The 26,295-nt window shown below is 56.8% G+C and carries 32 protein-coding genes and 2 pseudogenes; 14 read left to right on the top strand and 20 right to left on the bottom strand.

Annotated elements, in window-relative coordinates:
* From QMG79_RS16460 to QMG79_RS16410, 11 genes and pseudogenes are all read right to left on the bottom strand, one after another.
* A pseudogene (locus QMG79_RS16460) lies at positions 1-1,011 on the bottom strand (ATP/GTP-binding protein); the annotation flags it as partial.
* On the bottom strand, positions 1,011-2,513 hold the full coding sequence (locus QMG79_RS16455; protein ID WP_283539712.1) for an SCO6880 family protein: 1,503 nt from the start codon (positions 2,511-2,513) through the stop codon (positions 1,011-1,013). The gene QMG79_RS16455 and the pseudogene QMG79_RS16460, both read right to left, overlap by 1 nt.
* Before the next feature lie 3 nt (positions 2,514-2,516).
* On the bottom strand, positions 2,517-3,872 hold the full coding sequence (locus QMG79_RS16450; RefSeq protein WP_283539711.1) for a TrbL/VirB6 family protein: 1,356 nt from the start codon (positions 3,870-3,872) through the stop codon (positions 2,517-2,519).
* Positions 3,873-3,883: 11 nt separating this feature from the next.
* Complete coding sequence (locus QMG79_RS16445; protein ID WP_283539710.1) at positions 3,884-4,603, bottom strand: DUF8175 domain-containg protein; 720 nt, start codon at positions 4,601-4,603, stop codon at positions 3,884-3,886.
* Positions 4,600-4,911, bottom strand: a complete 312-nt coding sequence (locus tag QMG79_RS16440) for a hypothetical protein (protein WP_283539709.1) — start codon at positions 4,909-4,911, stop codon at positions 4,600-4,602. Before QMG79_RS16440 ends, QMG79_RS16445 begins: the two co-directional genes overlap by 4 nt.
* An 11-nt stretch (positions 4,912-4,922) precedes the next feature.
* Entirely contained in the window at positions 4,923-5,549 is a 627-nt protein-coding gene (locus QMG79_RS16435; protein ID WP_283539708.1) for a DUF6668 family protein, read from the bottom strand.
* A gap of 9 nt (positions 5,550-5,558) precedes the next feature.
* Positions 5,559-7,118: a MinD/ParA family ATP-binding protein gene (locus QMG79_RS16430; protein ID WP_283539707.1), complete on the bottom strand. Its 1,560-nt coding sequence runs from the start codon at positions 7,116-7,118 to the stop codon at positions 5,559-5,561.
* Positions 7,119-7,138: 20 nt separating this feature from the next.
* Entirely contained in the window at positions 7,139-7,618 is a 480-nt protein-coding gene (locus QMG79_RS16425; protein ID WP_283539706.1) for a hypothetical protein, read from the bottom strand.
* Positions 7,618-8,694, bottom strand: coding sequence for a M23 family metallopeptidase (locus QMG79_RS16420; RefSeq protein WP_349357270.1), 1,077 nt, complete (start codon positions 8,692-8,694; stop codon positions 7,618-7,620). The genes QMG79_RS16425 and QMG79_RS16420 overlap by 1 nt, the downstream gene beginning before the upstream one ends.
* Positions 8,687-8,827, bottom strand: coding sequence for a hypothetical protein (locus QMG79_RS16415; protein ID WP_283539705.1), 141 nt, complete (start codon positions 8,825-8,827; stop codon positions 8,687-8,689). The genes QMG79_RS16420 and QMG79_RS16415 overlap by 8 nt, the downstream gene beginning before the upstream one ends.
* Positions 8,824-9,249 carry a hypothetical protein gene (locus QMG79_RS16410; RefSeq protein ID WP_283539704.1) on the bottom strand — a complete coding sequence of 142 codons (426 nt, stop codon included), beginning with the start codon at positions 9,247-9,249 and terminating at the stop codon, positions 8,824-8,826. The genes QMG79_RS16415 and QMG79_RS16410 overlap by 4 nt, the downstream gene beginning before the upstream one ends.
* A 289-nt stretch (positions 9,250-9,538) precedes the next feature.
* Here QMG79_RS16410 and QMG79_RS16680 point away from each other — a divergent pair, with 289 nt between their 5' ends.
* The 6 genes from QMG79_RS16680 to QMG79_RS16385 all read left to right on the top strand — a co-directional run bounded on the left by QMG79_RS16680 (position 9,539) and on the right by QMG79_RS16385 (position 13,500).
* The gene (locus QMG79_RS16680; RefSeq protein WP_502934767.1) at positions 9,539-9,874 is read left to right on the top strand and encodes a helix-turn-helix domain-containing protein; all 336 of its coding nucleotides are present in this window, start codon (positions 9,539-9,541) and stop codon (positions 9,872-9,874) included.
* 615 nt (positions 9,875-10,489) lie between these two features.
* Positions 10,490-11,617: a hypothetical protein gene (locus tag QMG79_RS16405; RefSeq protein WP_283539703.1), complete on the top strand. Its 1,128-nt coding sequence runs from the start codon at positions 10,490-10,492 to the stop codon at positions 11,615-11,617.
* A gap of 83 nt (positions 11,618-11,700) precedes the next feature.
* Complete coding sequence (gene parA / locus QMG79_RS16400; RefSeq protein ID WP_283539702.1) at positions 11,701-12,333, top strand: ParA family partition ATPase; 633 nt, start codon at positions 11,701-11,703, stop codon at positions 12,331-12,333.
* A gap of 12 nt (positions 12,334-12,345) precedes the next feature.
* Positions 12,346-12,576, top strand: coding sequence for a plasmid partition protein ParG (locus tag QMG79_RS16395; RefSeq protein ID WP_283539701.1), 231 nt, complete (start codon positions 12,346-12,348; stop codon positions 12,574-12,576).
* 47 nt (positions 12,577-12,623) lie between these two features.
* Positions 12,624-12,896 (top strand): hypothetical protein, encoded by a 273-nt coding sequence (locus QMG79_RS16390; protein ID WP_283539700.1) that lies wholly within the window; start codon positions 12,624-12,626, stop codon positions 12,894-12,896.
* A 103-nt stretch (positions 12,897-12,999) separates the two neighbouring features.
* On the top strand, positions 13,000-13,500 hold the full coding sequence (locus QMG79_RS16385) for an RNA polymerase sigma factor (RefSeq protein ID WP_283539699.1): 501 nt from the start codon (positions 13,000-13,002) through the stop codon (positions 13,498-13,500).
* A gap of 440 nt (positions 13,501-13,940) precedes the next feature.
* On the opposite strand, the gene QMG79_RS16380 is transcribed toward QMG79_RS16385, so the two are convergent.
* Entirely contained in the window at positions 13,941-14,531 is a 591-nt protein-coding gene (locus QMG79_RS16380) for a recombinase family protein (protein ID WP_283539698.1), read from the bottom strand.
* Between the two features lie 491 nt (positions 14,532-15,022).
* On the opposite strand from QMG79_RS16380, the gene QMG79_RS16375 reads away from it, so the two are divergent.
* Positions 15,023-15,226, top strand: coding sequence for a hypothetical protein (locus tag QMG79_RS16375; RefSeq protein ID WP_283539697.1), 204 nt, complete (start codon positions 15,023-15,025; stop codon positions 15,224-15,226).
* A gap of 251 nt (positions 15,227-15,477) precedes the next feature.
* Here QMG79_RS16375 and QMG79_RS16370 read toward each other — a convergent pair whose 3' ends face one another.
* Both QMG79_RS16370 and QMG79_RS16365 read right to left on the bottom strand, forming a co-directional pair.
* Positions 15,478-15,789, bottom strand: a complete 312-nt coding sequence (locus QMG79_RS16370; protein WP_283539696.1) for a hypothetical protein — start codon at positions 15,787-15,789, stop codon at positions 15,478-15,480.
* A complete protein-coding gene (locus QMG79_RS16365; RefSeq protein WP_283539695.1) occupies positions 15,786-16,103 on the bottom strand; it encodes a hypothetical protein in 318 nt (105 codons plus the stop codon). The genes QMG79_RS16370 and QMG79_RS16365 overlap by 4 nt, the downstream gene beginning before the upstream one ends.
* A 338-nt stretch (positions 16,104-16,441) precedes the next feature.
* On the opposite strand from QMG79_RS16365, the gene QMG79_RS16360 reads away from it, so the two are divergent.
* From QMG79_RS16360 to QMG79_RS16340, 5 genes are all read left to right on the top strand, one after another.
* Positions 16,442-16,849 (top strand): hypothetical protein, encoded by a 408-nt coding sequence (locus QMG79_RS16360; protein ID WP_283539694.1) that lies wholly within the window; start codon positions 16,442-16,444, stop codon positions 16,847-16,849.
* Positions 16,850-16,907: 58 nt separating this feature from the next.
* On the top strand, positions 16,908-17,075 hold the full coding sequence (locus QMG79_RS16355; protein ID WP_283539693.1) for a hypothetical protein: 168 nt from the start codon (positions 16,908-16,910) through the stop codon (positions 17,073-17,075).
* 7 nt (positions 17,076-17,082) lie between these two features.
* A complete protein-coding gene (nrdH, locus tag QMG79_RS16350; RefSeq protein ID WP_283539692.1) occupies positions 17,083-17,322 on the top strand; it encodes a glutaredoxin-like protein NrdH in 240 nt (79 codons plus the stop codon).
* Between the two features lie 61 nt (positions 17,323-17,383).
* Positions 17,384-17,584: a type II toxin-antitoxin system HicA family toxin gene (locus tag QMG79_RS16345; protein ID WP_283539691.1), complete on the top strand. Its 201-nt coding sequence runs from the start codon at positions 17,384-17,386 to the stop codon at positions 17,582-17,584.
* Positions 17,585-17,637: 53 nt separating this feature from the next.
* Complete coding sequence (locus QMG79_RS16340) at positions 17,638-18,021, top strand: hypothetical protein (protein WP_283539690.1); 384 nt, start codon at positions 17,638-17,640, stop codon at positions 18,019-18,021.
* 564 nt (positions 18,022-18,585) lie between these two features.
* Here the strand turns inward: QMG79_RS16340 and QMG79_RS16335 are convergent.
* A complete protein-coding gene (locus tag QMG79_RS16335) occupies positions 18,586-18,921 on the bottom strand; it encodes a hypothetical protein (protein WP_283539689.1) in 336 nt (111 codons plus the stop codon).
* Positions 18,922-19,144: 223 nt separating this feature from the next.
* Here QMG79_RS16335 and QMG79_RS16330 point away from each other — a divergent pair, with 223 nt between their 5' ends.
* Positions 19,145-19,537, top strand: coding sequence for a MobC family plasmid mobilization relaxosome protein (locus QMG79_RS16330; RefSeq protein ID WP_283539688.1), 393 nt, complete (start codon positions 19,145-19,147; stop codon positions 19,535-19,537).
* A gap of 8 nt (positions 19,538-19,545) precedes the next feature.
* Positions 19,546-21,150, top strand: a complete 1,605-nt coding sequence (locus QMG79_RS16325; RefSeq protein ID WP_283539687.1) for a relaxase/mobilization nuclease domain-containing protein — start codon at positions 19,546-19,548, stop codon at positions 21,148-21,150.
* Positions 21,151-21,499: 349 nt separating this feature from the next.
* Here QMG79_RS16325 and QMG79_RS16320 read toward each other — a convergent pair whose 3' ends face one another.
* The 5 genes and pseudogenes from QMG79_RS16320 to QMG79_RS16300 form a co-directional block, all read right to left on the bottom strand.
* Positions 21,500-21,826 carry a hypothetical protein gene (locus QMG79_RS16320; RefSeq protein ID WP_283539686.1) on the bottom strand — a complete coding sequence of 109 codons (327 nt, stop codon included), beginning with the start codon at positions 21,824-21,826 and terminating at the stop codon, positions 21,500-21,502.
* Positions 21,827-21,902: 76 nt separating this feature from the next.
* A complete protein-coding gene (locus QMG79_RS16315) occupies positions 21,903-22,934 on the bottom strand; it encodes a hypothetical protein (RefSeq protein WP_283539685.1) in 1,032 nt (343 codons plus the stop codon).
* Positions 22,927-23,736, bottom strand: a complete 810-nt coding sequence (locus tag QMG79_RS16310) for a DUF4913 domain-containing protein (RefSeq protein WP_283539684.1) — start codon at positions 23,734-23,736, stop codon at positions 22,927-22,929. Before QMG79_RS16310 ends, QMG79_RS16315 begins: the two co-directional genes overlap by 8 nt.
* Complete coding sequence (locus QMG79_RS16305; protein ID WP_283539683.1) at positions 23,729-25,612, bottom strand: type IV secretory system conjugative DNA transfer family protein; 1,884 nt, start codon at positions 25,610-25,612, stop codon at positions 23,729-23,731. Before QMG79_RS16305 ends, QMG79_RS16310 begins: the two co-directional genes overlap by 8 nt.
* Positions 25,599-26,295, bottom strand: a pseudogene (locus QMG79_RS16300) (ATP/GTP-binding protein); the annotation flags it as partial. The pseudogene QMG79_RS16300 and the gene QMG79_RS16305, both read right to left, overlap by 14 nt.

The raw sequence follows: 26,295 nt of genomic DNA, 5'->3' as shown, positions 1-26,295 counted from the left end.
GACCTTCACGGAAGCAAACCCTGTTGACCAGGACGCGAGCATTCCCGCCGCCTGTTGCGCTGGGAGGGTGTCAGAAATGGCAGAAAGATCAAAGACACACGAGCGCGTCAGATCGAACCTGTCAGCCTCGGCAGTATGCCGGGAAAACATCGTCCCCAGCGGCCCACCAGACATTAGCCCGTTGAGGGTTTTACGCAAGGCATCGGTGGAATCCGCGTACCGAGCATCATCGCCGCGATCCAGAACCGCGTTACGCAAAGCCTCTGGTTTTTCTGCGATCAGTTGAGAGAGGTCCCCAATCAAAGGCACGCCGTCGAACCTTTCACGCAGCAGACGCATACCAACGTCGATGACGATCTCTTCTTCCTCAGAAGGAGCCTCACGACGGGCAATGGTCATCAACGCAATCAACAGGGCCTTGCTGTGATCGTGGGCTTCGACCAGGACTTCTTCACGAAGTGAACCGCTAAGACGCTTGATAGCATCCTCGGCCACCCCGTAGTCCATAGGATTCAAGTACCCGCGCCCGTTGCCCAACGGAATCCGCTTGCCTCCCATGGCAACAGTCCGGGCAACGTGTTCGCCTTTCACGTCCCCCAGCACCATATTTTTCACGCCGTAGTAATCCAGGCCCATGCAAATTTTGCCAACGAGCGTGGACTTCCCCAATGCCGGAAAAGACTCCATATATAAACTTGGCTGGCTGATGATTCCACGCTCATATGCGGTGAAATGATCGAAACCAACAGCGCTGTTCGTCAGCAGATTTTTTCCCCACGGCACTCCATCAAGCGGTGAGCCGGCCCCTGAGGAAAACGGCCATAATCCACACACCTGCCGGGAAGACCCACGATATTCGGAAGGAAGGTCAATGTAGTTCGAGTACCCACCGCCAGGGACCTTATAGCCGCGCTTGGAGGGCGCAAAGTAGCCTTTACGGCCCAAGCGCTTCATCTTCTGATCGGCGGAATCCTGGGATTGTTGCTCGTTTTTCTTGCTCGGAATCTTCATCACAGTGCCTCTCTGACCTTGGATGGAATCGCAACATAATCAGGCAAGACCAGGCCCAGAGGTAGTGAGGCCGCGAAGGCAACTTCCTGGGACCCATACGCCGGGCGAGCAATGAGCTGGGAACGGCCTATAGCGTCTTCAATCTCATAAGAGGCGGGCCGTGCGTCCGTGTCATTAAGGACCGTGGCGGTAATGATCGCCCCGAAGTTAATAAGAGCCGCGTCTTTGGAGATTTCCTCAGCGGTGCGAACAGCAGACTGCAATTCACCCTCAGCACGGAAATTCGTTTTGTTCGTCGTGGCTGCCCTGTTACTGGCAGCGGTCACGTCCGCCTCTGCAACGTCCATCGCTTGGGCGGCACTCACAGGCCGGAACAACCAACTCACACGCTTCCGCGTCACCCCACCAGGGGAAAGCAAAGGCTCCAACACCGAGGAATACACGACCCCACGCGGGGCAACGGACATGAACCATGATTTCGAGAGCCCAGAATCGTGCCGGAACCATTCCCACCCGGCGTCATAGGCGCCAGGGCCAACATCATCCCAGGACATTTCCGGGGTCACGCCGTTCGCGTGAGCACTCTCAATGTGCTCAGCAACGCCAGGATCATAAGCGCTACGAACAATCTCACACAGCGTTTGGGCTGTGACCGGGTGGGCATCCCCGGCACCGGACTGTTCGAGGTGTTCCGTAAAGCGTCCCATCCGGGTACCCAAATCAAGGCCAACGTCCTGGATCGTGCGTTTGCGTTCGGCCCCTGGCCGCCACGTCGTGAACGTCACCGAAATCCACGCCCGTGTCACTTCTGATTCCTGAGGGAAAGAAGCCTTAACTTCCTCCATCATTTCAATCGACGCAGCGGACGCCTCATCATGACGGGCCGCATCAATTTCATTGCGTAGACGCGTCCCATAATCAGGAGCGGTTTCAATCGTCACGGACGCGGCCACAATGTCAGGAGACTTCGACAAACCAGCAAGCCAACCACCCCAGTTAGCAACGTACTCATCAATATTTTCACGATCATCAAGAGCCAAACCTGTGGGCTCAACCTCAATGACAATCGTCGCGTGGTTGGTGTGGGGCATATGCAGCACCGCAAAAGTGCGCTCGAACCCATCGGTGAACTCGTGAAGCTCTGACTGAGCAAGCAGACCAGGGATGCGAGTTTTTCCGCCAGGAACCAACCCGACAGGACCAGAACGGTACGTGTTCAACCGTCGCCGGACAGACTTCTTATGCTGCGACTTCGCAACCCACCGCTGCATCCTGGAACGGTTGTGCTTGTCCTTGATCGTCAACACGGCAAAAGCGACCCCAGAAACAACCAAGGCAATACCGCCCGCAACCGGACCGGCCACACGCAGCATCACCACGATCACCAACAACCCGCCAATGAGCAAACCTGTCTCCAACGCACCAAACCGGCCAATACCGGCAGTGCGCGGCCTACGCCAATTCCCATACGTAGGCTCTTCATACGTTGTTTGCTGACTCATCCCTTACCCCTTACTTCCCGACGGGCCTTCACCCGTTGATGATTGCGTTGCACCAGATGCCGCATCCGCGCCAGCCTTAGCGGCCTTACCAGCCACCTTCGCCCCCGCAACAACAGCCATTCCCGCAGGCCCACCAGCAACCCCGGCAGCTGCCCCGCTAGCACCAGCAGCAGCACCACCAGAGGCAGCAGCACCGCCAGCGGCAGCGCCAGAACCAGCAGCAGCCGCGCCCTTGGCTCCTGAGCTCATAGCCCCTGCCATATCCGCGCCAGCACTGGACTTACCCCCGGTAGGACCAGAGGTAGAACCAGATGCCCCTTTTGTTGTCTTAGACGTAGAGGACGTGCTTTGAGATGACGTGCTCTGAGAAGAAGACTTCTGACTTCCTCCACCGCCGCCACTGCTCCGGCCAGAACTTCGTGCACCGTTGCTAATAGCCCCAGAAGCCAAAGACCCAGCCATGGCCCCCATTCCAGCCCCGCCACCGCCTCCACCACTAGCAACAGCGCCCACCATTGGCGTCACGAACCGCATGAGGGCAGGAAGGGCGATCAGGGCAATAACCATCAGCCCAATGCCAGTGAGGACTTTGATCACGTCATCGCTGTCACCGTTATTTGCTGCCGTGAGTTTGAACGCCGTTGCGTACACCAAAGCCGCAGCAGGCTTGTAGAGGATGAAAGCGATAATCCAGCCAACACACCGCTGGAACCACTGCTTGCCCATCTCGGTATTCGTGAAAGCAGCCGCAGTGGGGAAAATCCCGGCCAGGACAACCAACAACCCTGAGCGCAAAACCATCAACACCAACTGAATACCTGATACCAAAATGGCGACGATACCGAAAATTATCAGTAGGAAAACGCCAAGGGGACCAGTCAGGCTGATCATCTTGAGCAAGCTTTCACCGAATCCAACGCCGTTTGTCGACTCATCAATTAGCCACTCAGCCAGCCCATCAGAGGCCACAATGAGCAACTGAATCGCCGTCACTCCCCCAGCAGAAACCAGAATGAAGCGCACCAACGCAACAACTATCTGGCGCAAAGGCTCCCCGCGCTGTTCATAGATCATCCGACCCGCACCAATCAACACGGCCATGACAGCCAGTGAAAGGGTCCAGAACCACAAGCTCGATTGCAGGAAAGCTACCTCCGAGGAAGCCTTACCGTTGGCAGCCAACAGCGCAGGAGTATCGACATTCACCCAAAATGTCCCCAAAGAGGCGACCACCTTGCCGAAGCCCTCAATAATGAGGTCGGCCAGATTTTGTAGGGCATCGCCAGTGATTTTATTCAGAGCTTCTTGACCTCTGCATCCGAGGTCCCATGCTTGGCAGGACGCCCCGTTATCTGCCATTGGAATCATTGTCAGACCCCTGACCAGGCGATAAAGCTGCTCAAATTATCAATCTGAGCCAAGGGTGCGAAGTTTTCGAGCACCACTTTCCAGTCGCCTTCTTCCCATTTCATGGGAACTGTTACGGAGAAAAACGCGCCTTCAGATGTCTTTCCTCCGAGCACGACGGTGGCTTCTTCCGATGCGTAGGACTGAATCGAAAATCCGCCCACCTGCATCGAGAACGCTGAGTCTCTAGGGCTAAAAGTCATTGGATCGGTGAGAAATTTATCGCGCATCTGGCCTTTGGCAATCAATTTTTCAACGATCACGTCTCCTTGCTGCTCAATGTTTGCGCCGAAAAAATTCGCGGCAGCATAGAGCGCACCTGTTGGGTTGTGGGCAAAACATGTCCTTGCCTCACCGGAGGCTGTGCCAGGGCCGATTTCTTTCGGGTCTGTTGGGACCGCCGTTTTTCCGTTAAGTTCCCAAGTGCTGCGAAGTTCCAGTCCAGGTAGGCGTTGGTCTCCTGTCGGAAGTCCGCAGATGCTCGCTTCGCTGTCCTTGCTCGGTTGCGCTGTACCAGTGGGAACGGGCTGGGCTGGTGCCGGGTTCGCTGACTGTCCGGCTGGGGGCAGTAGTGCGTAGACGACTACCAAGAGCAGGATCAGTCCCACGATCACAGCTGAGACCAGGAACCAGGGTTGCGTGAAGGGACCTCTGAGGTCTTTCGAGTTCATTTTTTCGCTCACGAAAGGCCTCCCGAGACGCCAACAATGGTCCCTACAAGCCCGGAAGCCACAGCGGCAATAATGCAGCCACCAAGGACCCAGATCAGACCCGTTGCAGCCTGGCCTCCGCCGCCGCCTCGGCCATTATCAAACATCATTTTTCCTGACACGACGAGAATGGCAGCGACTGCCAGACCAAAGATGATCCATGAAATCCACCCCAGGATTGTGATCAGTCCTTCTGATCCGGGGGGTGCCGTTGGGTTGGGAACGGGGATAGCTGACTGAATCTGTCCAGCGGTGATGATGAGGGTATCGAGCTTGTGCATGATGTTTTCCTTTACTTTGTGTTTCCAACAGCCACGGCGTGGAGTTGGATGTGATCGAGGAGTGCTTTGGCGTTCCGTGGAAGATCGTTGATCTCTGGGACGAGTTCACGCCGCCAGGTATCTACCCAGGGAAGCCGCCAGGTATGGGGAACGGTGCCGGTGAGAATCTTCGCCATGTCGGAGAGGACCTTGGGCAGTTTGGTGGGAGCATCAGCGACGATGACCAGCCCGGCCAGCACGCCAGGGAGGGCACCGGAGGCGTATTCAATGGCGACTTGCTGCGCTGAGCGGAGCCCTGTCATGTTCGACCGGCAGACCAACACAACCCGGTCTTGATCCGGTGTAGGTGGCCTCTCGGCACGGATGGGCCAGGTGCGTTCGGTTCCCACAGCCCCATCGAGCAAGGCAGCCAACGTGCTTTCCCCTGCCCCTCCGTGAGTTCCCATGACCCAGAATGCTGGGGCCGGGCCTTGAACCTCTTGACGGGGTACGGTGCTGCCTGTGCGGAGCCGAACACCCTTTTGGGGGTGCTGGGGGCCGGTGGGTGGCTGAGGTGCGACAACAGAGACATTCTCAGAGGTTTCCGGCTCGCTGCTGAGCGCTTGGAGCCATTTTGATCCCTGTCCTGTGGTCATCATTTTTGCCTCCTAACGGTTCTGTGATGAGCGGTCTCCGCGACCGGTCAGTGTTGGCACGGTCGGGGCAGCAACAGCGTCTTGAAGCTGAATGACCAGGGCCGCTGCGATACGGACTAACGCGGCGTGTGTTGGTCCGGCCAGCTTGGCCAATGTGATTGCGCCACGTTCTGCCAGGTGCGCGTCATAGGGAATGGTGAACATCCGCTCCTCACTGATCCCTGTCTGGTGCATGAAGTCCTTGACCAGGCGTTCTACCTTGTATTCCGGGCGTCCGTCTGAGACGCGGACAATAATGGCCCGCTCTGCCAGGGCGCGGAAGTGCGGATCGTCGTGGGATTCAAGGAAGTGGAAAAGCTCTACGGCCTCCCCCATCGAGTCCGAGGCATTCATCATGGGAACCAGAAGAGCGTCAGAGGTTGCCAGTGCCCCAGCGAAAGCCGAGCTCGTGTACACGTTGCCCGAATCAATGGCCCTGATTGTGTAGAACTGATCAATCAAAGCAGCAACAGAGGTAATGGATTCCTGATCCAACGGTGCACGACGGGAAGGGCTAGAACCGAACGTGTGAGCGAAAGAGGTTTGAGGGACCGCGTAGCCCTCTAGCTGCGCTTTCGTTTTTACCGCATCGGCGTTCAGTACCAATTCGCCAATGCCGCTGCGCTGTTCGCCCTCTGAACGTCCGGCAAGCTGGCCCGGATCATCGGAGCCTTCCATCATTGCCACCGACCCGCCACGGATCGAGGCAAGGACACCAGAGATAGCAATCGTGGACGGCGTTTTGGCCGAGTTGCCCTTTTTGTTCGCAACAGTGAACGCTACGGACCCGCGCTGCCACGTCGCCTGACGGATGATGCGTTCACAGCACAACAGTTCTGCCCGGTCTCGACGGGCAGCTACCTCATCGGGCGAGGGAGCGAACTGAGAAGAACCACCCGTGAGCTTGTTCAACCACCCGTTGAATCCCTGTGTGGCAGGTCCGTCATCGAGGTAATCTTCCAGATCGTAGGAATGACCCAGGACCGAGAACGTCAGTTCTTCCTTCTCAGCTTCGGGAACAACAACAGCGCGTTCCTGTGGCTTTTCCGTTTCGGTTTCCTTCACCGGGTGCGCTGCGGCCCGTGCGTTGAGTTCTTCGGCTTCGGCTGCCGGGTCCCAGGACTCCATAGAATCGAGAACAACCGGGGCTTGGGCTGTGGGCTCCGCCTCAACGCTCATCGGAACCTCAACAGCCTGTTCCTGTACTGGTGGTGCTGGCTGTTCCGTCGCTGGTTCTTCTGGGGCAGGTGTCTGCTCCATATCAGGGGTGGTTGCTTCTTCTTCGATTTCTCCTTCAGGAGAGACCAGAAGAACGGTGATGCCTTCGCTATCTGTAGTCGTCACGCGCATAGGGCGTGAGGACTTCACCGCATGGGCCTGGACGATGCCGATGACCGCACGGCGAACCGCCCTGTCACTGTCTTCTGTGACTTCCTGGCGGGCATCACCGATAGTGACGGTTCCAGTGTTGTCGTCATTGATCGTTGCGCTAATCGGCGGGAAATCCCGGATCAACTTTGTATTGATGGGCATAACTGTTCTCTCCTTTTTTCTTAAGGGTTTGAGGGGCTGATTGAGGTGATCAGCCAGGGATCGTTTTGACCGATCCGGTGGATCGAGACGAGCCACGGGCCGTCATTGGTCTGAAATGCCGCTGTTGCTGTCAGAGGGTTTTGCGCCTCCCGGTTCATCACCGGATCAGCCTTGAGCTCACTGACAGTGATGCGGGCAGGATCAATGAATTGGGCCTCTGTTTTGTACTCCGGTGAGAGCAGCGGAGATAGCTCCGTGAACCAGGTCCGCTCATCCGTTCCAGGACGGGCGAAAAGCTCCATGGCCTTTGTCGCGGTGTCTTCTAACTCCCGCTCTGCATCGGCATCCCAGGTCACGTCAGGAATTCGCGGGTAGCTTTCCTGCACAGCAGGTGCGCTCTGGACTGCTTCTACATCCCCTGTCGGGGTTGTAGGAGAAGAACACCCAGCCAGAACCACAGCACTGAAAAGAACCGCTGCCAGCGTTGTACGAGTTTTCATCACAGGACTCCTTTCTCTTTCAAAATCGGTAGTGGATCAGTTGTTGGGTTGACCGGCACCCACGGATCATCAAATTTGCCCGTGAAGAACTCGATATGTGTGTGCCGCCCGGTGACGTTCCCAGTGGAACCTTCCGTGCCCAAGGGGGTCCCTGCAGAAACGGTGTCCCCTGCCTTTACCCGCAAGGAACCAGAGGCCATGTGATACATACCAATGGTGAGTTTGCCGTCCAAAGTTTGGCCTTTGACGTGAGTACCTGAACCGGTGCCCCCGTCAGTGTCGGTAGCAATGACGATCTTCATATCCGTTACGGCCAGGACCGTTCCAGCTTGCCCAGGGGTACTGAAATCAATGCCGTAGTGGAAGTTAGCCAACGCCCCACCTATGGAGCCCACCATCCCGCGGGGACCGTAACCGCTTGTCATCTGCGCCCCTGGCAGCGGGTGAACCCACTTACCGGAAAGCTGTCCCACGACAGAGGCCCCAGGGTCAGTGCACGTCCCGCCCTCAATGGCCGTCCCGCTCAGTCCTTGCACAATTGCCAGAGCCGGTGCCCGGAACCGGGTGTAGTGATCAGGGTCTTGGTTCCTTTGCACGCGGTTGATAGCGCGTGAGGGTTCCAAGGACTCCCACCCTTCAATGCCCTTCAAGACCTTGAAGAAATTCGTTGCGCTGATCGTGGGGTCCATACGGTCCGTGTAAGAGCCCCATGCGCCATTGGCGCGCTGCTGGAACAACCCCCGACTATCCGGGCCAGCACCGTCACCAAAGTCGATGACCTTCAACGTGGACTCACCAATAGCTGCCTGAACACCAATGATCTGACCTGCCACGGGAAGCTTCAACGACGTAGCCGCACCCATGATCAACGCAGCGTTCTTTAGCTGTTCCCCAGCGAAATCCCCCACCCTCTCAGGAAGCCCAGAAGCATCCACCGAGGCCCCGCCACCATCACAAGAACCAGCGTTCGCACCGCCTCCACTGAACAACACCACGAACCCCACGGGGCCACCAATAAGACCAGCAAGACCCAAAGCCCCCAACGTCAGAGCACCACGACGGCTCACATCAGCCACGAGAAACCCCGAGGAGGCGGCGGGCAAACGCCCACGAGTAAAAGAGATAAGCCGCAGCGCTCACAACGACGGCAAAAGAGCAGACCAGCACAATGCACAGCACCAACACACAACCGAAAGAAAAGGTGCTCATCCTGCCCTCATAGCGGTCCAGGCATCGCGCATCCATAAAAGGCCGGCGGCCTCCACACTCAGCACCACACCGGGCTTACGCACCCGCAAAACAACGCCAGGGCGGTTATCCCCGAAGACCTCAGCAGCGGAATGCTTCGTCAGCAATTCAGTGGCCACCAGGTCAGCTAGAACACCGTCCAAGGACTCCGCCAAGCCCGTGCGCTGGGCCAATTCTTCCGAGGAAGTCACGCACGCAGCGCGTCCCTCCACGAACTCCGTTGAACTCATCATCGACAAAAGCTCAGAGATAACGCGTTCCTGCCCAGTGCACAGACGCAACCCAGAAACCCAGTCCTGAAAGCTCTTGTACTGAACAGCGGCCCGATCGCGTAGCCGGTCATTCATCGGCCAGTCCGTCCCGAACGGCAAAAAATTACTCATCGTGTCCTCCCCAGACATGAATCCCAAGACCTATCAACGACCACAGACAATTCCACATAACGGAAAATAAACCCGACTGCCGACCAACCCGTCATTCTCCACACTTTCCGAGGAAAACGCTTGTCAAGTGGCCCACTGAGACGCAGGTCTCATTTCTGTCCGAGAGCAATCCTTACGGCCTATTTCCCGATTTGCCTCTAGACTTTTACTGTACTCCAAAGATGATCACTTAGCGATACACTAATGACTATAAGCAGTACAAGTTCATTAATTCGGGCAAGATAGACGCATGCCGCGCCTCATCCAGCCCAATCACCCACAGGAGGTTGAGGCGGCTATCGATGTACTTGGAAATCGCGCGCATGGGGCGATCCTGCGATATTTAGAGCAGGCGGGACCTTCGACAACAGGGGAAATATTGAAGGGTCTCACCCTTGACGAGGACAAGAAGCTAACTCGCCCGAGCTTGCAGCACCACCTGGAATCCTTGGAGAGAGCGGGAGCAGTAGTTGCAGACTACGCTCCCGGACAGCGCCATGGACGCCGAGTGAAATACGAGGCTGACATTGATGCCATTGAATTCAAGATGCTGCCTGCTTACGTACGCTACCTACGAGGTAAGTAAACCGACACGCCGAACATGTCCCACTTAATCGAAACTGTTTCTACTTATATGGGTAGCAGTCCAGTCGATAAAGGGAGTGAAACGCTGTGCCTCAGCCTTTCAAGGGAAACCGCAGGAACATAACTGTTCGCTTGCTTGAACCTGACGCTGCCAAGTTAAGAGCAATCACTGCTTCGCGGGGGGAAACTCAGAACGATCTGGTTGCGTCCTTGGTCCTCGACTACCTAGAGACTGTTGACCTCAGTCAACTGCCGGGCCAGGAGGCTTTGCCTATCGCACGCGCTAGTTAACAGAAGAAGGCCCGCACTTGGCGGGCCTTCGAAACTCTGTCGTTCAGATCCAGTTCTTGGCGGATCGTGATCTGAACTTATATCAACACCCACCCAGTGGGTGGCTATCTTCATGCCCATTCGCAATACCGAAAGGAATGACTCCATCGTACCGCAAGCCACGCGTGCGTCAACGGCGACTACGCCGAGAGCTACCTCTCACGCACCCTCTAAAGGCCCGAAAAACAAGCCCGGAACTCTGACCAGCACAAAGGCCGGTGGCCGTCGTAGGCGCCAATATTCCAAGGACGAGGACCGGTCTAAAAAGACCAACAATCCACGCCGTTTGAATCGCAAGGAAGAACGGGACGAAGAACACGTCAACCGGGCGATTCCCGAGGGCAGCCGCCCCGTCATCACAGAGGACAACTGGCTAGAGACCATTGCCCAGCACCCTGCCTTCGTCTGGCGCAGAAGAGACTCCCAGCGCAACATCCTGGCCGTGGCCCGGTACTTCCTAGACTGCTACGACTACATCAGCCACACCTCCACACCAGGCAATGACCCCCTCATAGCCGCAACAGGAATCAAAAGCACTACGCTCTGGCGCATCAAATGCTGGCTCATAGCGCACGGATTCCTAGGCATGGTCGCAAACGGGCGTCTAGGCGAGAACACACCCCAAAGCTCAGACGGCTACAGCAACCTCATCGACTGCGGCGACGAGGACGCCTGTATGGCCGACCGGGCAGTGTTCGTCCTCTGCCTGCCCATGACCGAAATAGAACTAGCAGCCGACGGCGAAGAACAAGCAGAACGCAGGAAAGCCAAATGCTTCCTTAACCCCTGGATCACACGGTTCTCGGAGGCTGTGGATATAAATGGGTATCCTCTCCCAAACTCACGTAAGACAAACCCCAAGAGCATAAGGGAGTGGGCTTCGCCCACACGGAAAAGCTATTTTGAGGCGGCAACACGTGAGGCAGCCAAGATTATGGCCGCTCGGATAGACATAGCGTGGCCACTGAATGGGACGACAAGCGCCCAGGACAAGGCAACCCGCGATTTCTACGAGTTGCAAGCGGCCAATACGGTTAAATTTCACGCACCAGTGCTAAACAAGCTCAAAAATACCTACGTCGCACGCATGCTGGCACCCTTCTTCCGGGCCGACTACTCCCCCGCTGACGTACTCCACTCCATAGACACCAAACCAGACGGCACACCACACCCACACGACGGATTCCGTGGCGCGGACAACCCAGCAATGATCCTGCAATCGAGGCTCAATCACTGGCGCATGAACGGCCAGCCCATCTACAGCCGCAGCCAGCGATCCATCCTCAACGCCAAAGAAGCCAAAGAACGTGCCCTAGCCGTAGCCGCCAGGGCAAAAGAACCCAAAGCCCCCGCACCAGCGAAGGACCCAGCCCACGCCAAGGGAATCGCCATGCTGCGGGGACTCTTCAACTAGCGCACAAACGTTGCTTTACTCATTTACTCATGCAATACTCAAATGAGTATTTACTCATTTGAGTATTCAGGGAAAGGGAACACATGAAAATCTTGGCCGTCTTGAATCAAAAGGGTGGTGCGGGTAAAACAACCATCGCCACTCACATAGCAGCAGGGCTACAGGAAAAAGGGTTTTCCGTAACGATCGTTGACACGGACCCGCAGGGAAGCTCCCGCGACTGGGCATCCATCCGAGAAGATCACCCGATATCTGTAGTGGGTATAGATCGCCCCACCATAGAACGCGACCTCAAGAGCATTGCCCCAGTGGATTTTGTCATCATCGACGGCGCACCACAGGCCGCAGAACTAGCAGTGTCCGCGATCAAGGCAGCGGACTACATTGTTATCCCCGTGCAACCCTCCCCCTATGACCTTTGGGCCACAGCCGATCTGGTTGACCTGGTCAAGCAACGCATCGAGATCACGGACGGAAAACTACAGGCAGCCTTCATTGTGTCCAGGGCAATCGTAAATTCGAATCTGAGTAAAGAAATATCCACGATTCTCGAAGGCTACAAGCTCCCCGTGTTCGATACCCATATTCACCAGCGAGTCAGCTACCCAGGGACCGCAGCGGGCGGCTCAACAGTCATAGAGGACCTTCCTAGCTCCGAAGCTGCATCAGAGGTCCGCGAGCTGGTCGAAGAACTTCTCGTGTTCATGAGTAAATGAGGATTTGAGTAAATGAGTAGCAAATTTTCCGGCCTCACACCCGGACGCCCGAGCGCAAACAGTGCCAGAAAAGCGCAGCTCATGGAGAGCCTGAAAGACACTGAGGCGCAAGAACCAAAGCGCCGCGTGAACTTCGAAGTCCCCGAAAGCAAGCACACCAAACTCAAGATGCTGGCCGCGCGGAAGGGTCAGTCCATCAAGGAATTTCTTACGGACTATATAGACTCGCTCCCTGAGGGGTAACTACTCAAATGAGTATTTACTCATTTTCATAACGAAAGGATTCATCCATGTTCATGGAACTTCTTGCAGAGAACGGTAACGACCCGACCGTGGGTTTCAGGACCGTCATCAACGTCAGCGCAATACGAGACATGAGTTTCACAACAGAACCAGAAACCGGGACGAGCAGAGTCCACATCAACTGGATCGACGGCAAGGGTGGCATATTTCTGCTCTGTAAGTTCAACGAGGACGGAAAGGTTACCGAGCGCGTCAGCGAGGCAGAGTTCATCAAGCTGTTCCTGGCGTTGACCAGAACGCCGGATACCCCGCGAGGATAAATCTCTAGTCAGATACTCAAATGAGTAGATACTCATTTGAGTATCCACTTGACCCGCTGCGCAGCCTCAGCCTTGAAAGGGTGTTCAAACGATGAGAGAAAGCATGAGTTCCGAACGAATCCAGGCGCAAGAGCTTGCCTTGTCGCTCGTAGAGCAAGGAAACTCCTACCGGATCACAGCGGAGAAAATGAACATCTCCGAGGGGGCGGTTTCGCACTTGCTCAGGAGTGCTCGAAAGCGCCTTGCTCAGAGTCCGCGCCTGACAGATCGTCTCCGCGTCGATCCAGATTGGTTCTTTGATAATTGCCTCCCCGGGCACGAAGAGGAACCTCTGTCCTGGTCATACACTCCGAACATTCCTGAGGAGGTCGTGTGGGTCAATGCATGGGGGAGTCAGATCACGGCAACCGAAGAAGGCTATTTAGTTGAAGCTCCGTTTGTTGAAGTGGGCGATGGTGGATTCTCTTCATTCTTCCAGCCAAGGCCAGGGCAAACGCCGCCACAGCGGCCCTCAAAACTCTATGAGTCTGAGGAAGAACTCATTGACGCGCTACCCGCGATAGAAGCCTGGCGTTACCCAGTTAGCATCGAAACAAGCAGCTAGCCACACCGAAACCAACACTTACTTATCCAATGGATCGAGAGTGAAATGACTCAGGAATCTTTGACTATTGAACGGCGTATGCGCTGGAAGAGCGTTTTTAGCGCGTCGGTGCTAGTAGGTGTCGTCCTCGTAGTTTTTAGCTTGATTATGGGCTACAACGGTTGGGGTGAGCCCGAGAGTCTTGCCCTCGTGCCCATGGCGGCTGGCGGGGGATTATTTCTCTTAGGGCTCGGCGGCCACGCATCCTCACTGACGCAACCCATACTGTGTAGCGGTTCGATACCGACTTTCAGGTTCGCCTTCTCCATCATGTTTGTGGGTGCTCTTTGGATTCTGACAGCGCCCGTCGTATACATCATTGGGCTCGTCCAATAAAGCCCCTGCCCCTCACTACTAGTCAGTGTTCGTAAGGGCCCCCACCTACTGGTAGGGGCCCTTATTTACGCCCGGAGAGTTGGCGCCAAGGCGGCGGGCAGGTGCCGGTAGAGAGTTGACCGTGAGAGGCCCGTCTTGGCTGTTATGTCGGCCATGGTGGCCCCGGTGGCCCGTAGGAGGGTGGCGTGTTCGAGGCGGTCAGGATCAACCACAGAGGGCCTACCTGCCCTGCGTCCGTTGGCCGTGGCCACGGCGCGCGCGTGTCCTGAGCGTTCGGCCGCGTAGGTGCGTTCCATTTGACCGAACAACGCCAGGACAACAAGGGCTAGTTGATTCATAGGATCATCCTTGGCCGTGGTGTCGATCCTGAACGGATCAGCCAACGTCCGCAGTCCCACGCCCTTGTCCGTGAGCTCGTGCACCAGGTTCAGTGTGTCCCGCACGGTTCGCCCCAGGCGATCCAGCGTATGGACCACCAACACATCTCCGCCCCGAATCTGTTTTAGTGCCTCAGTGAGTCCTGGCCGGGTCCGTGTGGCCCCAGATTTCTTGTCTACGTGGATTAGTTCAGGGGCTATGCCCGCAGCGGCTAAGGCGTCCAACTGCCGGGTTAGATCCTGTTTTACCGTCGAGACGCGAGCGTAACCAATATCCATTCCCGCACCGTACCTAAAACATGTTCCGCGCAGAGTTTTGAGACGCGTGTTTTGGAATAGATTTTGGGACGGTCACATGACGCGGAATCTAGCGGTTTTTCCAGCGGGGGAGTGGTGCCCTTGGGAGTGTTCCAGTTCCAAGGAACTGGAACACTCAGTCGCCGGCCTTTTTTGGGAGGCGGCTCCACATTCGGGTATCAGAAAGCCCCGATGATCAAGAGGGAATCGGGGCTTTCTGTGGACGGGTTTAGGGGGAACTTTCAAGGTGATGGTGGGGGACTTGCTGCCTAGGTTGCGCGGGATTTTGGCATGTCGAGGGCGACCTTTTATCGGCGCTCATGGGCACTTGCTGAGTAAGTTTGGATTTAGCGCGACCGTGGGAAGCCCCTAGCGGGAGTGGGAGGTGATCTTGGAAGGCGCGGTGCGTCTACGCTGTGAGAATCGGAAACAAGATTGGCCCGGCCCCGGGCATGAAGGGTAGGGAGCTAGCGATGACCGACAAACTACATCTGAGCCCGGAGGATGACTTCCCAGCTGAGTTGGGCAAGGTCAAGGATTCGGAACTACAGGTACTGGATAGCCAGGTTCAGCGCCAACTCGACTACGAAGTCGTCGCCGAGGGTGAACCTAATCCCGAAACGGAGTTCCGTCACTACGAGCTCGATGAAGAATTTGCGGACCGGGATAAACGGTAGCTCCCCGGACCGGGGGAGTGGTGCCGCCAAGAGTGTTCCGGTTCTAAGAAACTGGAACACTCAACAGCCGGCCTTTTTCTTAGAAGGTGGTTCCTGTTCATGGCAGCAAAAAGCCCCAACTCTCAGCGAGGAGAGTCGGGGCTTTCTGTGTACTGTCCGGGGGGATGTACAGGGCAAGAATAGCCACGCGGCAGACGTTCTCATAGTTCGACTCGTCTTTCACCCCCACGCCACCGGCTAATCCTTCTCCCTCACACGGCGTCATTGATGGAGGACAGCACCCAGCTAGGGGAGAGTGGGCGGCGACGTATTTCCATGGTCCGCAGCGGGGAGGCTGAGTTGATGCGTACTTGTACCCGCCAGACCTTGACGTTCACGACGTCCACGCCGACAGGTGCCCGCCGCTGAGTGTCCCACCATGGTTCGCGCTCGAACCAGCGCAGCGGGTCTGCCGCTACAGCCCAGATGCGCCCGTCGTAGCGGATAGCCAGGGGAGTGCCGTCGAGAGTGAACCGCACGTCCACCGGAGTCTCTAGGGCTATTTCGTCGTGTACTGCTGTCATGGCTTGCGCGTCCTTTCACCCAATGTCGTTTTCTTTGGTGTTTCCCTGGTGACCGCTGAGGCCCACACCCACGTCCGGTAAATCACCGGCCCGTCGTACCAGGTGACGTGCACAGCCTTAGAAGTCCAGGAATGCGCCTCACCTTTGACCAGTTCGGCACAGTCCTGAAACCTGATCCACGCCTTCACGGGAACGCCGTAAATATCGGTTTGGACTGGATCGTTGGCTAGGTCCAGTTCCTCAGGAGTTAGCTCTATGGGCAGGGAGCGGCGGGAGTACCGCGCTTGCAGCGCCTTGACCTGATCCCGATCCACTACCACACCTTATAGAACAAACTTACGATCAACACACAAAGCAACAGAACATATATTCGAATACTACAGCAGCCCATCATGCCCGCAGGCTCTGACAATCAACACCACGGCAAACGATCCGGGCAGCTTTCCCATGGACCAAGACGCGCCGCCGCCGAGGAACCGCCAGGTCCGGGGCCGGGTTTTTTCAGCAGGGACAACGGGGGTCCCTGAGCATACGCGTAAAAGTCACCAATAGCCTCTAGTTCATCTTGTGTTATACCCTAAAGATAGGCTAGAATATATACATAAGGACAAGGAAATACCGAAGCAAAGAAACCTTGAAAGGTCAGAAAATTATGGGAACCATCATCGCTACCGCAGATACCGCTGAGACCATCGCGCAGCCCAACCTCCCTACCCCCGATGAGGGCTACGACGGCTATGACTACATGGAGAAGGCGGAGGGCGCGGGCTGGTCGGCTATGGGCAATTGGGGCGAAGACGGTTATGACCTTGGTTCATGGCCCTATGTGATGTTCTTTGTCCGCACCGCACGCGATTCCTCCGGGATGCTTTACGGGTTTGGTGAGTACTGCGAGGGCGATCTGTTCACGGATTGGTTCCGCAACAAAGGCGAATGCAACGAGGCGATCACCCGTAAGGCGTTCGGCTACTGGAAGGCCGGACAGGCGGATGGCCCCGCGCCACTTCCGGCCACGGTCGAGGAACTAGCGCCAGAGTTCCGCGTTCCGTCCAGATTCTAACCACCCCCGTGGCCCCGCCACCATGGCGGGGCCACCAACCCCTAAGGGAGGGGAATCAATGAACCACCACAGCGCCTACGCCGTCCTTAACTGTCCCGTCACGCAAGTTCTGGGACTCTATGACACCGAAGAAGAAGCGAGCACCGCAGCGGAATGGTTTGGCTCGTGCAGCTTTGCCTACAAGCTCAGTGAGAAAGAAAGTGCGGCCCTGGCCGCAGAGGAGTAGGACAGTCATGGAACCCAAGGTCACCGTCTATAGCAAGCCCTCTTGCGTCCAGTGCACCGCGACCTACAGGGCACTGGACGCCAAGGGAATTAGCTACGTCAGCGTAGATGTAACGAAGGCACCGGCAGCACTGGAATACATCAGCGAAGAACTCGGATACTCCCAAGCCCCTGTGGTAGTGGACTGCACCGACGAACAGAATCACTGGTCAGGATTCAGGCCCGACAAAATAGCCGGCCTTTCCTAAATCTCCCGTAATCGTCTATATTATCTTGACTTGCATACTCAATATAAACTAGACTATAGTTATGAAGCCGATCAAAACGAAAGAAGCCGCTAAGTTCCTTCGGGCGAATGGATGGAGCATCGTTCGTCAGAACGGACCGCACGATATTTGGGAGAGTGCGGACGGTAAGCAGAAGCTCGCGTTACCCCGGCACACAGAGTGCGCGGTTGGTATCGTCCGGCAGATTGCCAAGCTGATGGACATACCGACTAACTGGAAATAGCAGCACGCAGGGCGGGAGGGCTACGGCCCTCCCGCCCAGAAAAGGATTACAGAATGAGCATCACACGCACCCTAGAAGCAACCGCCGTCAAAGAGGGAAAGTGGTGGACGATCACCATTCCCGAACTTGACCAGGTGAGCGCAACCAAAAAGATCACCGAGGTTCAGGAGTACGCCGAATCTCTCGCGGCGGGAATCCTTGACGTGCCTAACGAGACCATCGCCGTTAACGTCGCTTACACCATGGACCCCGACACGGATGCGGAATGGAAAGCCGCCCGCGCTGACACAGTGCACGCTAAAGAACTCACCATTGCCGCAGCGGCCCGCGCCAAAAGCGTCATCGAAAAGCTCCACACCGAGGGCTACAGTCTGCGCGAGATTGAAAGCCTTGTAGGAGTCAGCTTTCAGCGCGTCTCCCAGATTCTAAAGTCCTAGAACCCGCACAGGTCAAAAGCCGAAAATATTCGCGTGGTTTCGTGAGTTGCCCCCCGCCCACATGGGCACGGCAAAAGCTCATCCTTCGGGCTTTTCCCGCACACATGGGGACGGCGGGACCCAGGAAACCGGCTGCACACCATCGCCAGGTCACCGACGGCGGGTAGGTCCCCTAAGGTGACCGGCGATCATGCACAGCCTCACAGGTGCCAAGCTTCCAAGACTGATGCCGGATGGGTCTCTTGTAGAGCCGTGTTTATGAAAAGAAGAGGGCCACACCAAATGGTGTGGCCCTCTTTTGTCTGCCGTCATCCCTGCCGAAAAGACGTAAGTAGTGACTGTGGTATTCCGGCTGTGGTGTGTCGTGGTCCATGGGGAACTGGTCCGTGTTTGTTGCCGCGCTGGGTGGAGACTGTGCACGGCCACCGCTCAGCAGTGGTGAGGTCTACTGCCCAAGGTACTGCGGTGGTTGTGTGCAGTCGGTTAGTTGGGTCCCGTCGTCCCCAGGTGCGCGGGAAAAGCCCGAAGGTTTAGCTTTTGCCGTGCACGTGGGCGTCGAGGGGTTTAGTCATCTCCACGCCCTGTTGGATCAATCTCAGCCTCGCTCACGGCGTGTTCGTTCGCAGACGCGTGGTTGGTCTTTTTTGTTCCGCGCGGGCGACCGCCGGCCTTTTTGGTCGGCGCGGTAATTCCGAATCCGCGTAGATCAGTTTCACTCCACCCCGCACGTTGGGCGGCGGCGTGATCCTTGGCGTATTGCTGTTCGGCTGCGGTCAGTTCTTCTACAGCTTCGGTGAGTTTCACACCAGAGGCGGCTACGGTCTTGACGGCGTTCACTTTGGCGTCACGGGCGGCATCGATCTTTGCGGCGGCTTGTTCAGCTATGTCGTTGATATCCATCCCACCAGACTAACGGCGTGGGAGTACGGTGCACAGGCGTTTACTAGCACCCCTGCGAAGGTGCCAAAAACCTTGGAACGAATAAACGCGGGAGCAAGCTATACATTTACGGTCCCGTAAATGGCTTTTCGCTCGACTTGTCGTCTCTCTTTTGTCACACTGGTGTGTGAGTCCCCGAGGTTTTCGGGTTCGCTGCGCTGGCTTTTGTTGAGAGGGTTTCTCGGTGGTTGATGCTTCTTCTGTTCGGCGTTTGGGTAAGGCGCGCCGTGACAATGTTGAAGGTGGCCGGAAGCTTGTTGTGAAGGTGTGGGTTACTGAGGCGGAGAAGGCGGCGCTTGTTGTTCGGGCGGTTCAGTCGAACGTGACGGTGCCTAGGTTGTTGTTTGATTCGGCGTTTGCTGAGGCGGGGGAATCCGCTACGGATCGTCGTAATGTTGCGGCGGAGTTGTTGGGGATTCGGACTTTGTTGGGGGCAGTGTCTAATAACGTCAACCAGATCGCCAGGCACGCTAATGCCATGGGGGAAGTCCCTGCTGATGCGGCGGCAACGGTTGAGGCTGTTCGTCGGTTGATGGTTCGGATTGATGCTGCTGCTGTGTCGGTGATGCGCCCATGATGCCTAACGTGACTAAGGGCTCGCGGATGGTTTCTTTGGTGAAGTATCTTGCTGGTCCGGGGCGTGCGAATGAGCACACACAGCAGCGAGTTATTTCTTCCTCTGCCTCGATTGTCAGTGTTGAGCAGGGCGAGCACCTAAGCGCTGAGAGCGCTTTGCGTCTGGGCTATGAGATGGACATTCCCAAAGCTGTCTTTGGTCAAGACCATAAGGGCAAGCATGTATTCCATGTGTCCCTGAGTTTGGCCGCCGATGAGGGCAAGCTCTCTGATGAAACGTGGGCGAGTATCGCTGGGGATTTCGTCAAGGAGATGGGCTTTGAGGGCGTAGAGAACGCCTCACCGTGTAGGTGGGTTGCTATCCACCATGGCGGAAGTAAGGCAGGCAATGACCACATCCATATAGCTGTCTCGATGATCGCTGAGGATGGTAGGAAGTGGAGCCAGAACAACGATCAGCCACGTTCCCAGACGGCGGCGGTTGAGCTTGAAAAAAAGTATGGTTTGCGTGTTGCCAGGGGAGAGCATGCAGAGCGCGGCTACCATCCCAAAGAAATGGTGTCCGCTCGCGCCCAGGGTCTTCCAGAACTAGCACGGGAGACGTTGCAGCGCTGCGTGCGTGCCGCGAGTACGGCCAGTGTTGATGAAGCTGAGTTCGTTCGCCGCCTCCGTGGCACCGGGGTTCTGATCCGTCCACGTTTCGCCAAGGACAGTACCTCCATTGTTGAAGGCTTCTCTGTTGCATTGAAGCCGAAAGACCCGACGGAGAAAGCGGTCTGGTTTGGTGGTGGGCGCCTAGCCCGTGACCTGACACTGCCTAAGCTTCGGGCCGGGTGGGATGGTTCTCCCGAGGCCGGTGAAGAGGCTCGGGCGGAGTGGGATGCCGTAACTCGTGGCAAGCGTCCGGCGAGTGTTGGTCGGGAGGCTGTAGAGCCCACCGCTGAGCAGTGGGAGGCGTACACCGCTGAGGTTGGTTCTCTCTACGAGAAGATCAAATCTGTTCCCTTGGATGATCCAGGAATGTGGGCTCAGGTAGCGCGGGAAACGTCAGGGGTTTTCGCTGCGTGGAGTCTCCGCACAGAAGCAGTCCCCGGACCCCTAGCAGAGACCTCTAAGGCGCTCTCACGTACTGCCCAGTTGCGCCGGTTCCCGACCAAGGCCAAGCCTGCCCCGTTGCCGAGTGCTAAGGGCGCTGGGATGTTGATGATGCAGACCTCAGTTGGACCGTCCTCGCGTGCTGGTGAGGCCCTTTTGCTGGCCCAGCTACGCAACACCATGCGCGCCGTCCACGACATGCACAAGGCCACAGGGCGGCTCAGTGATGCCCAACGAATCAGGACTGCCGCAATGGATCGTCTGGCCGCTGTTAAGGCCGGGTTGGAACAATCACCCACCATGAGTTCATCGGCCCCGGTAGCTCTCGCTGAGAAGCCTAAGAGCAGTTCTCGTTGGCTCGACGCGGCCCAGGAGAAAGACCCTGAGATAGAAGAGGTCAAACGTCTTATCGGCCTTAACCGGCCAGAGGCTAAATCCGTGCGGGCCTCCGCGACTGAAACACCTGTTGCAGCGCGAGAGAAGAAGGACCAGGGCAAGTCCCACGGGCGGAGCCGCTAATAGCCTTGGCGGTTTGGGTCCGGCACCAGTGACGTTGTGTAGACAAAGAAAGAGGACGCCGGACCCTCATGGGTCCGGCGTCCTCTCCTGCTGGGTTACTTGAGTTCAGTCCAGACTGTCTCGTGCTGAGGATCAGCAGTGCACTGGAACCACGAATCAGATCGCGTGGGTTCCGCATATCCCAACGAGGAAACAGAATCTTTTTTGATAAACCTAATGGGTGCCCCGCACTGCTCGCAGCTAGTGGGTTTTGGTGTATTCATGGCCCAATTTTACCGTTGTGACCGCTGGCGGGTAATTGGGGACTACTTTTACTTTCAATAGTCCTGACACCAGAATTAAGTCCACGCTACTGGGTGTTTTTGTCGTGTCCCTCGTGAAGTTCTTCCGCCCACCGTTTCCAAGGGTTGTCCGGTATTCCCGTCGCAGCGTCTTCGAACTGGCGGAAGAATTCGGTGTACCACTGGCCCCGCTCAAAGTGATCAGAACTGTGCTGACCACCACGCACCGAAACGTTGAGGACCCTTCCATCTGTCAGGTGGATTTGTGCGCGCAGATCGGAATAGCCGCCTTTCCACTCTGTGGCAATGATGCTGACAACTTCGCGCACATTCACTATCGAGTGGTCACCGTCATGACCACGATCACCATTGAATACCCATACAGGAACAAACATTTCATCTCCCTTTACTCTCAACGGATACAGCCGAACTAACCAGGTAATTTGCTTGTCAGTGCATCACTAAGAAGCTCTATCGGCCACCTTTGGCGAGGGCCTGTGTTTTGTGGGGGAGAACGTTTTTACGGGCTTTTGTGGCTGTTGGCGCTGCGCCTTTGACCGCTGTGGTCGGGTGGGTTCCTTGGCTCAGGTCCGCTAAGACGCGGGCCTCTACGGCGGCTTGGTCGGCTTTGCCGTGGAGGGAGTGGGCGAATTCTTCACGACGGTCCGCCGTGTCCCAGTTCTGCGCCGCTGCTGCGTCGTTGCGCTTGGCTTCTTGGGCATACCAGGCTGCGTCGTCGGCCCCTGGCCCGGTTTCCATATCAAGAGGCGTGATCTTGTGGAGCTCGTCGGATCGGTACGCCGCTGCGTCCCCGTCGAGGTTGTTTCCCGCTGCGGCCGCCTCCTTAAAGTACGCCGCCCCCCGGAGCTTGTCAGCGTCACCGCGTAAGGCAGCTGCCTTGGCCGCGTCGGGTCCCGGTGCGCCCTGCTGGCGGGCGTGTTCTGGTGCCCGTTCATCAGCGGTGTACGTGGGTGTTTCTTCCCTGGCGAGATAGGACGCGACCAGGTTGTTATTGAGCCGTTCACGCTCAGCGGTTATCGAGGCTTTGATCATTTCCCGGCTATGGAAGCTGTGAACAGTGGGATTGTTCTCTGCTGCCCATTGCCTGGCTTGAACAAGCTCTGTTACTGCCCCGGCGCGTGGGTTACTCACAGTGATCCCGCGTTTGGCGAGTTCGTCATTCATCAGATCAAGAGTTCGCGAAATGTCGGCATCTTCACCCGCCCAGGTCGTGGCTGTCTCATAGGCTGCCCCGATCTGTTCGGCGCTGGCATCCTTCCACCAAGTCTCTTCGGTCAAGGGAGCCAGCGCTGTGCGGGCGCTGAGGCGTTCAGCATCGAACCTTGCAGCGACTTCGCGTCCTTCCTGGACGCTACGGGCTTCTGCTTCTTGGATGTTCTGCTGTCGGGCGCGTGCGGCTGCTTCACCGATACGCGCGGCCACCATGAGCGCTTGGCGGAGTAGATCATCGAAGATTTCGCCAATTCCGTCTGATTCATTCATCGTTATCATCCTTCGTCTCGGTGTTCGCTGTCCTTACATCGGGGAAAAGCTCTGCTGGCGCAGGGACGACGGGGAGGGGTCGGAGTCCTTCGTGTTCGGGTTTATGGCCAAGGTCCATGCTGCATCCGTCAAAGGGCCCTTTGCCGTCCATGAGGACAGCCATGTGGTGATCGAGGTGATCTTTCATGAATACGCTAACCCCCGTTTTGCCGTCCAAGCGCAGGTGTTCCCAGGCCCGCCAGAGAGCTTCAAGACGGATCACGGCTTCTGAGTGCATCCACCACGACGGGCACCAGACCAATGCCCCTGCCCCGTTGGGGGCAATATCGCGCCGGTACATGGGAGCAAGGAACGTCTCTACCCATTGAGCGGTGGAACCGAAGATGAGTTCCGGTTCCTTAGCCTCTTCACCAGGTTCTTCTTCGCCGTCTGTGTCGGGCTCGGGCATGGTGAATGAGCCGGACGCGAACATCTCAGAGATCCAGTCCTCCACCGTGGCGAACGCCCACACCGGCGTCTTTCCCCACGAGAGGGGCTGTGGTGCCTGATCGTGGGAGACAAGTGTTCTGAACGTGCTGACGGAGAGTTGTTCTGCTGTGCGGTCATTGATCAGAGCCACGACGTCGGCAGTGCTGAGGAGAAATCCCGGACCGTCTTCGCCTGTTTCCTTTGATGCCTGAGCAGGGGCAGGTACAGGGGCAGGGACACTCTGAGCTCCTGTCTCCGCTGCATCCTTATCAGGTGCTTTTTCGGGGTCGGTGTCGTTGGCCCAGGCGTCTTCTGCTGCGGGAATGTTAGTCATCGTTGGCCGCCTGCATCCAGCGCGAAACACTCGGTGCCGCAACGGTGGCCACGGGTGTTGTTTCACGTTTTTTGAGTGCTGCACGGTAGGCGGGAACGAGTGGGTGTTCGCCGGCCTTTTTCTGAGCAAGTATCCGCTCGACGGCTGCTTCACTTTCCGGGGTGCGGTCAAAAATATTCAAGGAGAGCCAGATCGAATCAGCGTGCTTGTCCTTGTACCAGGGCACCGTTTTGATCATCACGGGTGGAGTCCCTGAGCGTTTGACGATGGATCGTCCTATGGGCAGGGAGGACAGGTCAGAGACGGAGAGGATGCGCTCTTTACCCCCATCAACGCTTACTGAGCGTGAGCGTCCGGTTTTAGAAGTGCTATCGGAAACGGTGGTGTAGGTGTAGTCCCCAATCAGGGAGGACATTTTATTGAGGAAGTCCTCTTCATCAATACCGGAGCCAATGACCTTCACGGAGCTTGCACTGAAAATCTTCCGCATTCCCTTTTCTCCCCAGAGTTCTTCGCCCTGAGAGTAGGACTGCAAGAACGCTATGGGGATGATTCCCTTGGACCCGTAGTGGCTGTATTTGTTGGGCAGATCGTTCCACGGGCAGACGTTGGCTATCTCATCCAAGGCCATCACCAACGGGACGGTGAGCCGTCTACGTGGCAACGTCATGGCGTACTCTTCTGCTGCCTCAGCAACGGCTACCGTCAGAGCCGTCGTCAGAGCAGCAGCGGACCCGCCGCCCTCCATGGAAAGCAAATACAACGTGTCTTTGCTGCCCCGAACAAAATCTTGCGGGGAAAACTGAGGACGAGAATCAAAGGTAGATGTTCTGGTGATCCACGGCAGAGTCCCAACGAATTTCAACGGCTGCAAGGCCGCTTTCGCGGTGCCAACCACACCGTCACGTTGGGCCGGTTCAAGTCGTAGCTGGCCCTCTAGAGCGCTGGCGTAGGCGGCATAGATACCGTTGTTCTTCTCCCTGAGTAGCCGGGCAGGTTCACTGGGTTTGCCCTGGTTGATCCACTCGCTTGTTGCGGTGATCGGCTTGTTTCCCAGCTTCGCGGCCAAGAACAGGGCTGTGAGCATGTCTTTGCCCTCCGCCTCAAAATAAGCATCACCTTTGGCGTTGGCTCCCCGCCCGGCAACAATGAAAATTTCCGCGAGGTTGCGGGCCTTTTCATCATCACGAACATAGGAAAGCGGGTCCCAGAACCACAGCGGCGCATCCCCACTGATCTTCTGAGGATCAAAGGCCCAAATCGTTCCTTTGGCGCTACGTGCCAGGCGCGTAGCGTCAATCACGTCAGGCTTGTTTGAGGTTGTTAGTGCCGCCCCGGGCGCGTCTAAAAGGTAAGGGATGACCTGTGTAGAGGACTTACCCTGGCGAGGTCCCCATATCTGCAAAACCACTGATTCGAAGTCGGCATAGACTCGGCGGGCACCAACGACCATCAGGCCCAGAAAGATACCAACGGAGTCCACAACACCGAGCTTTTTGGCCGAAGCACTGACCGTTTTTTCCGTGAGTGCTTGAACGTCTTTACCAGTACCCATCAGCCGCGCCTTGTAATCAATACGGGTCCTGCCCTTACGCGAGGTGAGCACTGCCCGAAGAATCAACACAGCAACCACTAAGACCACCGCTGCCGCGCCCCCGGCAACAATCGTTGAGCTCAGCGACCACGTCAACGTTCCGGTGAACAGCATGAAAGGGGCACTCATCGGATTCGCTGGCAGGTCTTGGCCATCGTTACTGATCCATGACCCGCCATAGATTCCCAGGTCAGCAATAGCCATGACCACCAGCACCAGGCCAAGGCCACAGAACCCGGCAATCTGTCCCCCGGTGAGTGCGTTCGTTTTACGCTGATTCACGGCTACCTCCAAAGATTTGCGCTTCAATATCTGCCGCATCTACACCGGACTGCCTGAGCTTGTCCCACCGCTGGTTTGTGTCCGCGAACTTCTGTTCAATCTCAGTCAGACGGGTTTGAACGGGGATACCAGGTGAGTTTCCGAGTTTGAGCAAAAACTTCCCCCGCCCAAAGGGAGCTTGATTGCCCCGGCGCTGGGTGGTGATCTTCTTTGCATCCCCCCAGGACATGAGGTGTTTGCGTTCCTCACGGGTCAGAGAGCGAATCTCGTGGACCTTATCGAGTTCTTCTTTATCAAGACCGCCCATGACCATCACGGCGCAGCGAGAGGCGAATCCTTGGGCTTTTTTCCGGTCGGCTTCATCAGTGACAGCATCGAAGTCTTTGAGGGTGTGGGAAATCATCATCTGCCCGATACCCTGATGCCGGTTCAGCCGCGTGAGCGAATCAGCCCGGTCCACGATGCCCCGACCAATACGCAGCGCACGCCACAACTCATCAAGGACGACGTTATAGTTTCGTCGAGGCTCTAGCCCAGCATCAGCGAGGATGTGAGCGACCTTCACGGAAGCAAACCCTGTTGACCAGGACGCGAGCATTCCCGCCGCCTGTTGCGCTGGGAGGGTGTCAGAAATGGCAGAAAGATCAAAGACACACGAGCGCGTCAGATCGAACCTGTCAGCC

It is taken from the genome of Pseudarthrobacter sp. PS3-L1, assembly GCF_030063285.1.
In the GTDB taxonomy this organism is placed as follows: Bacteria; Actinomycetota; Actinomycetes; order Actinomycetales; family Micrococcaceae; genus Arthrobacter.
This window is presented reverse-complemented; position numbering and strand designations above follow the sequence as displayed.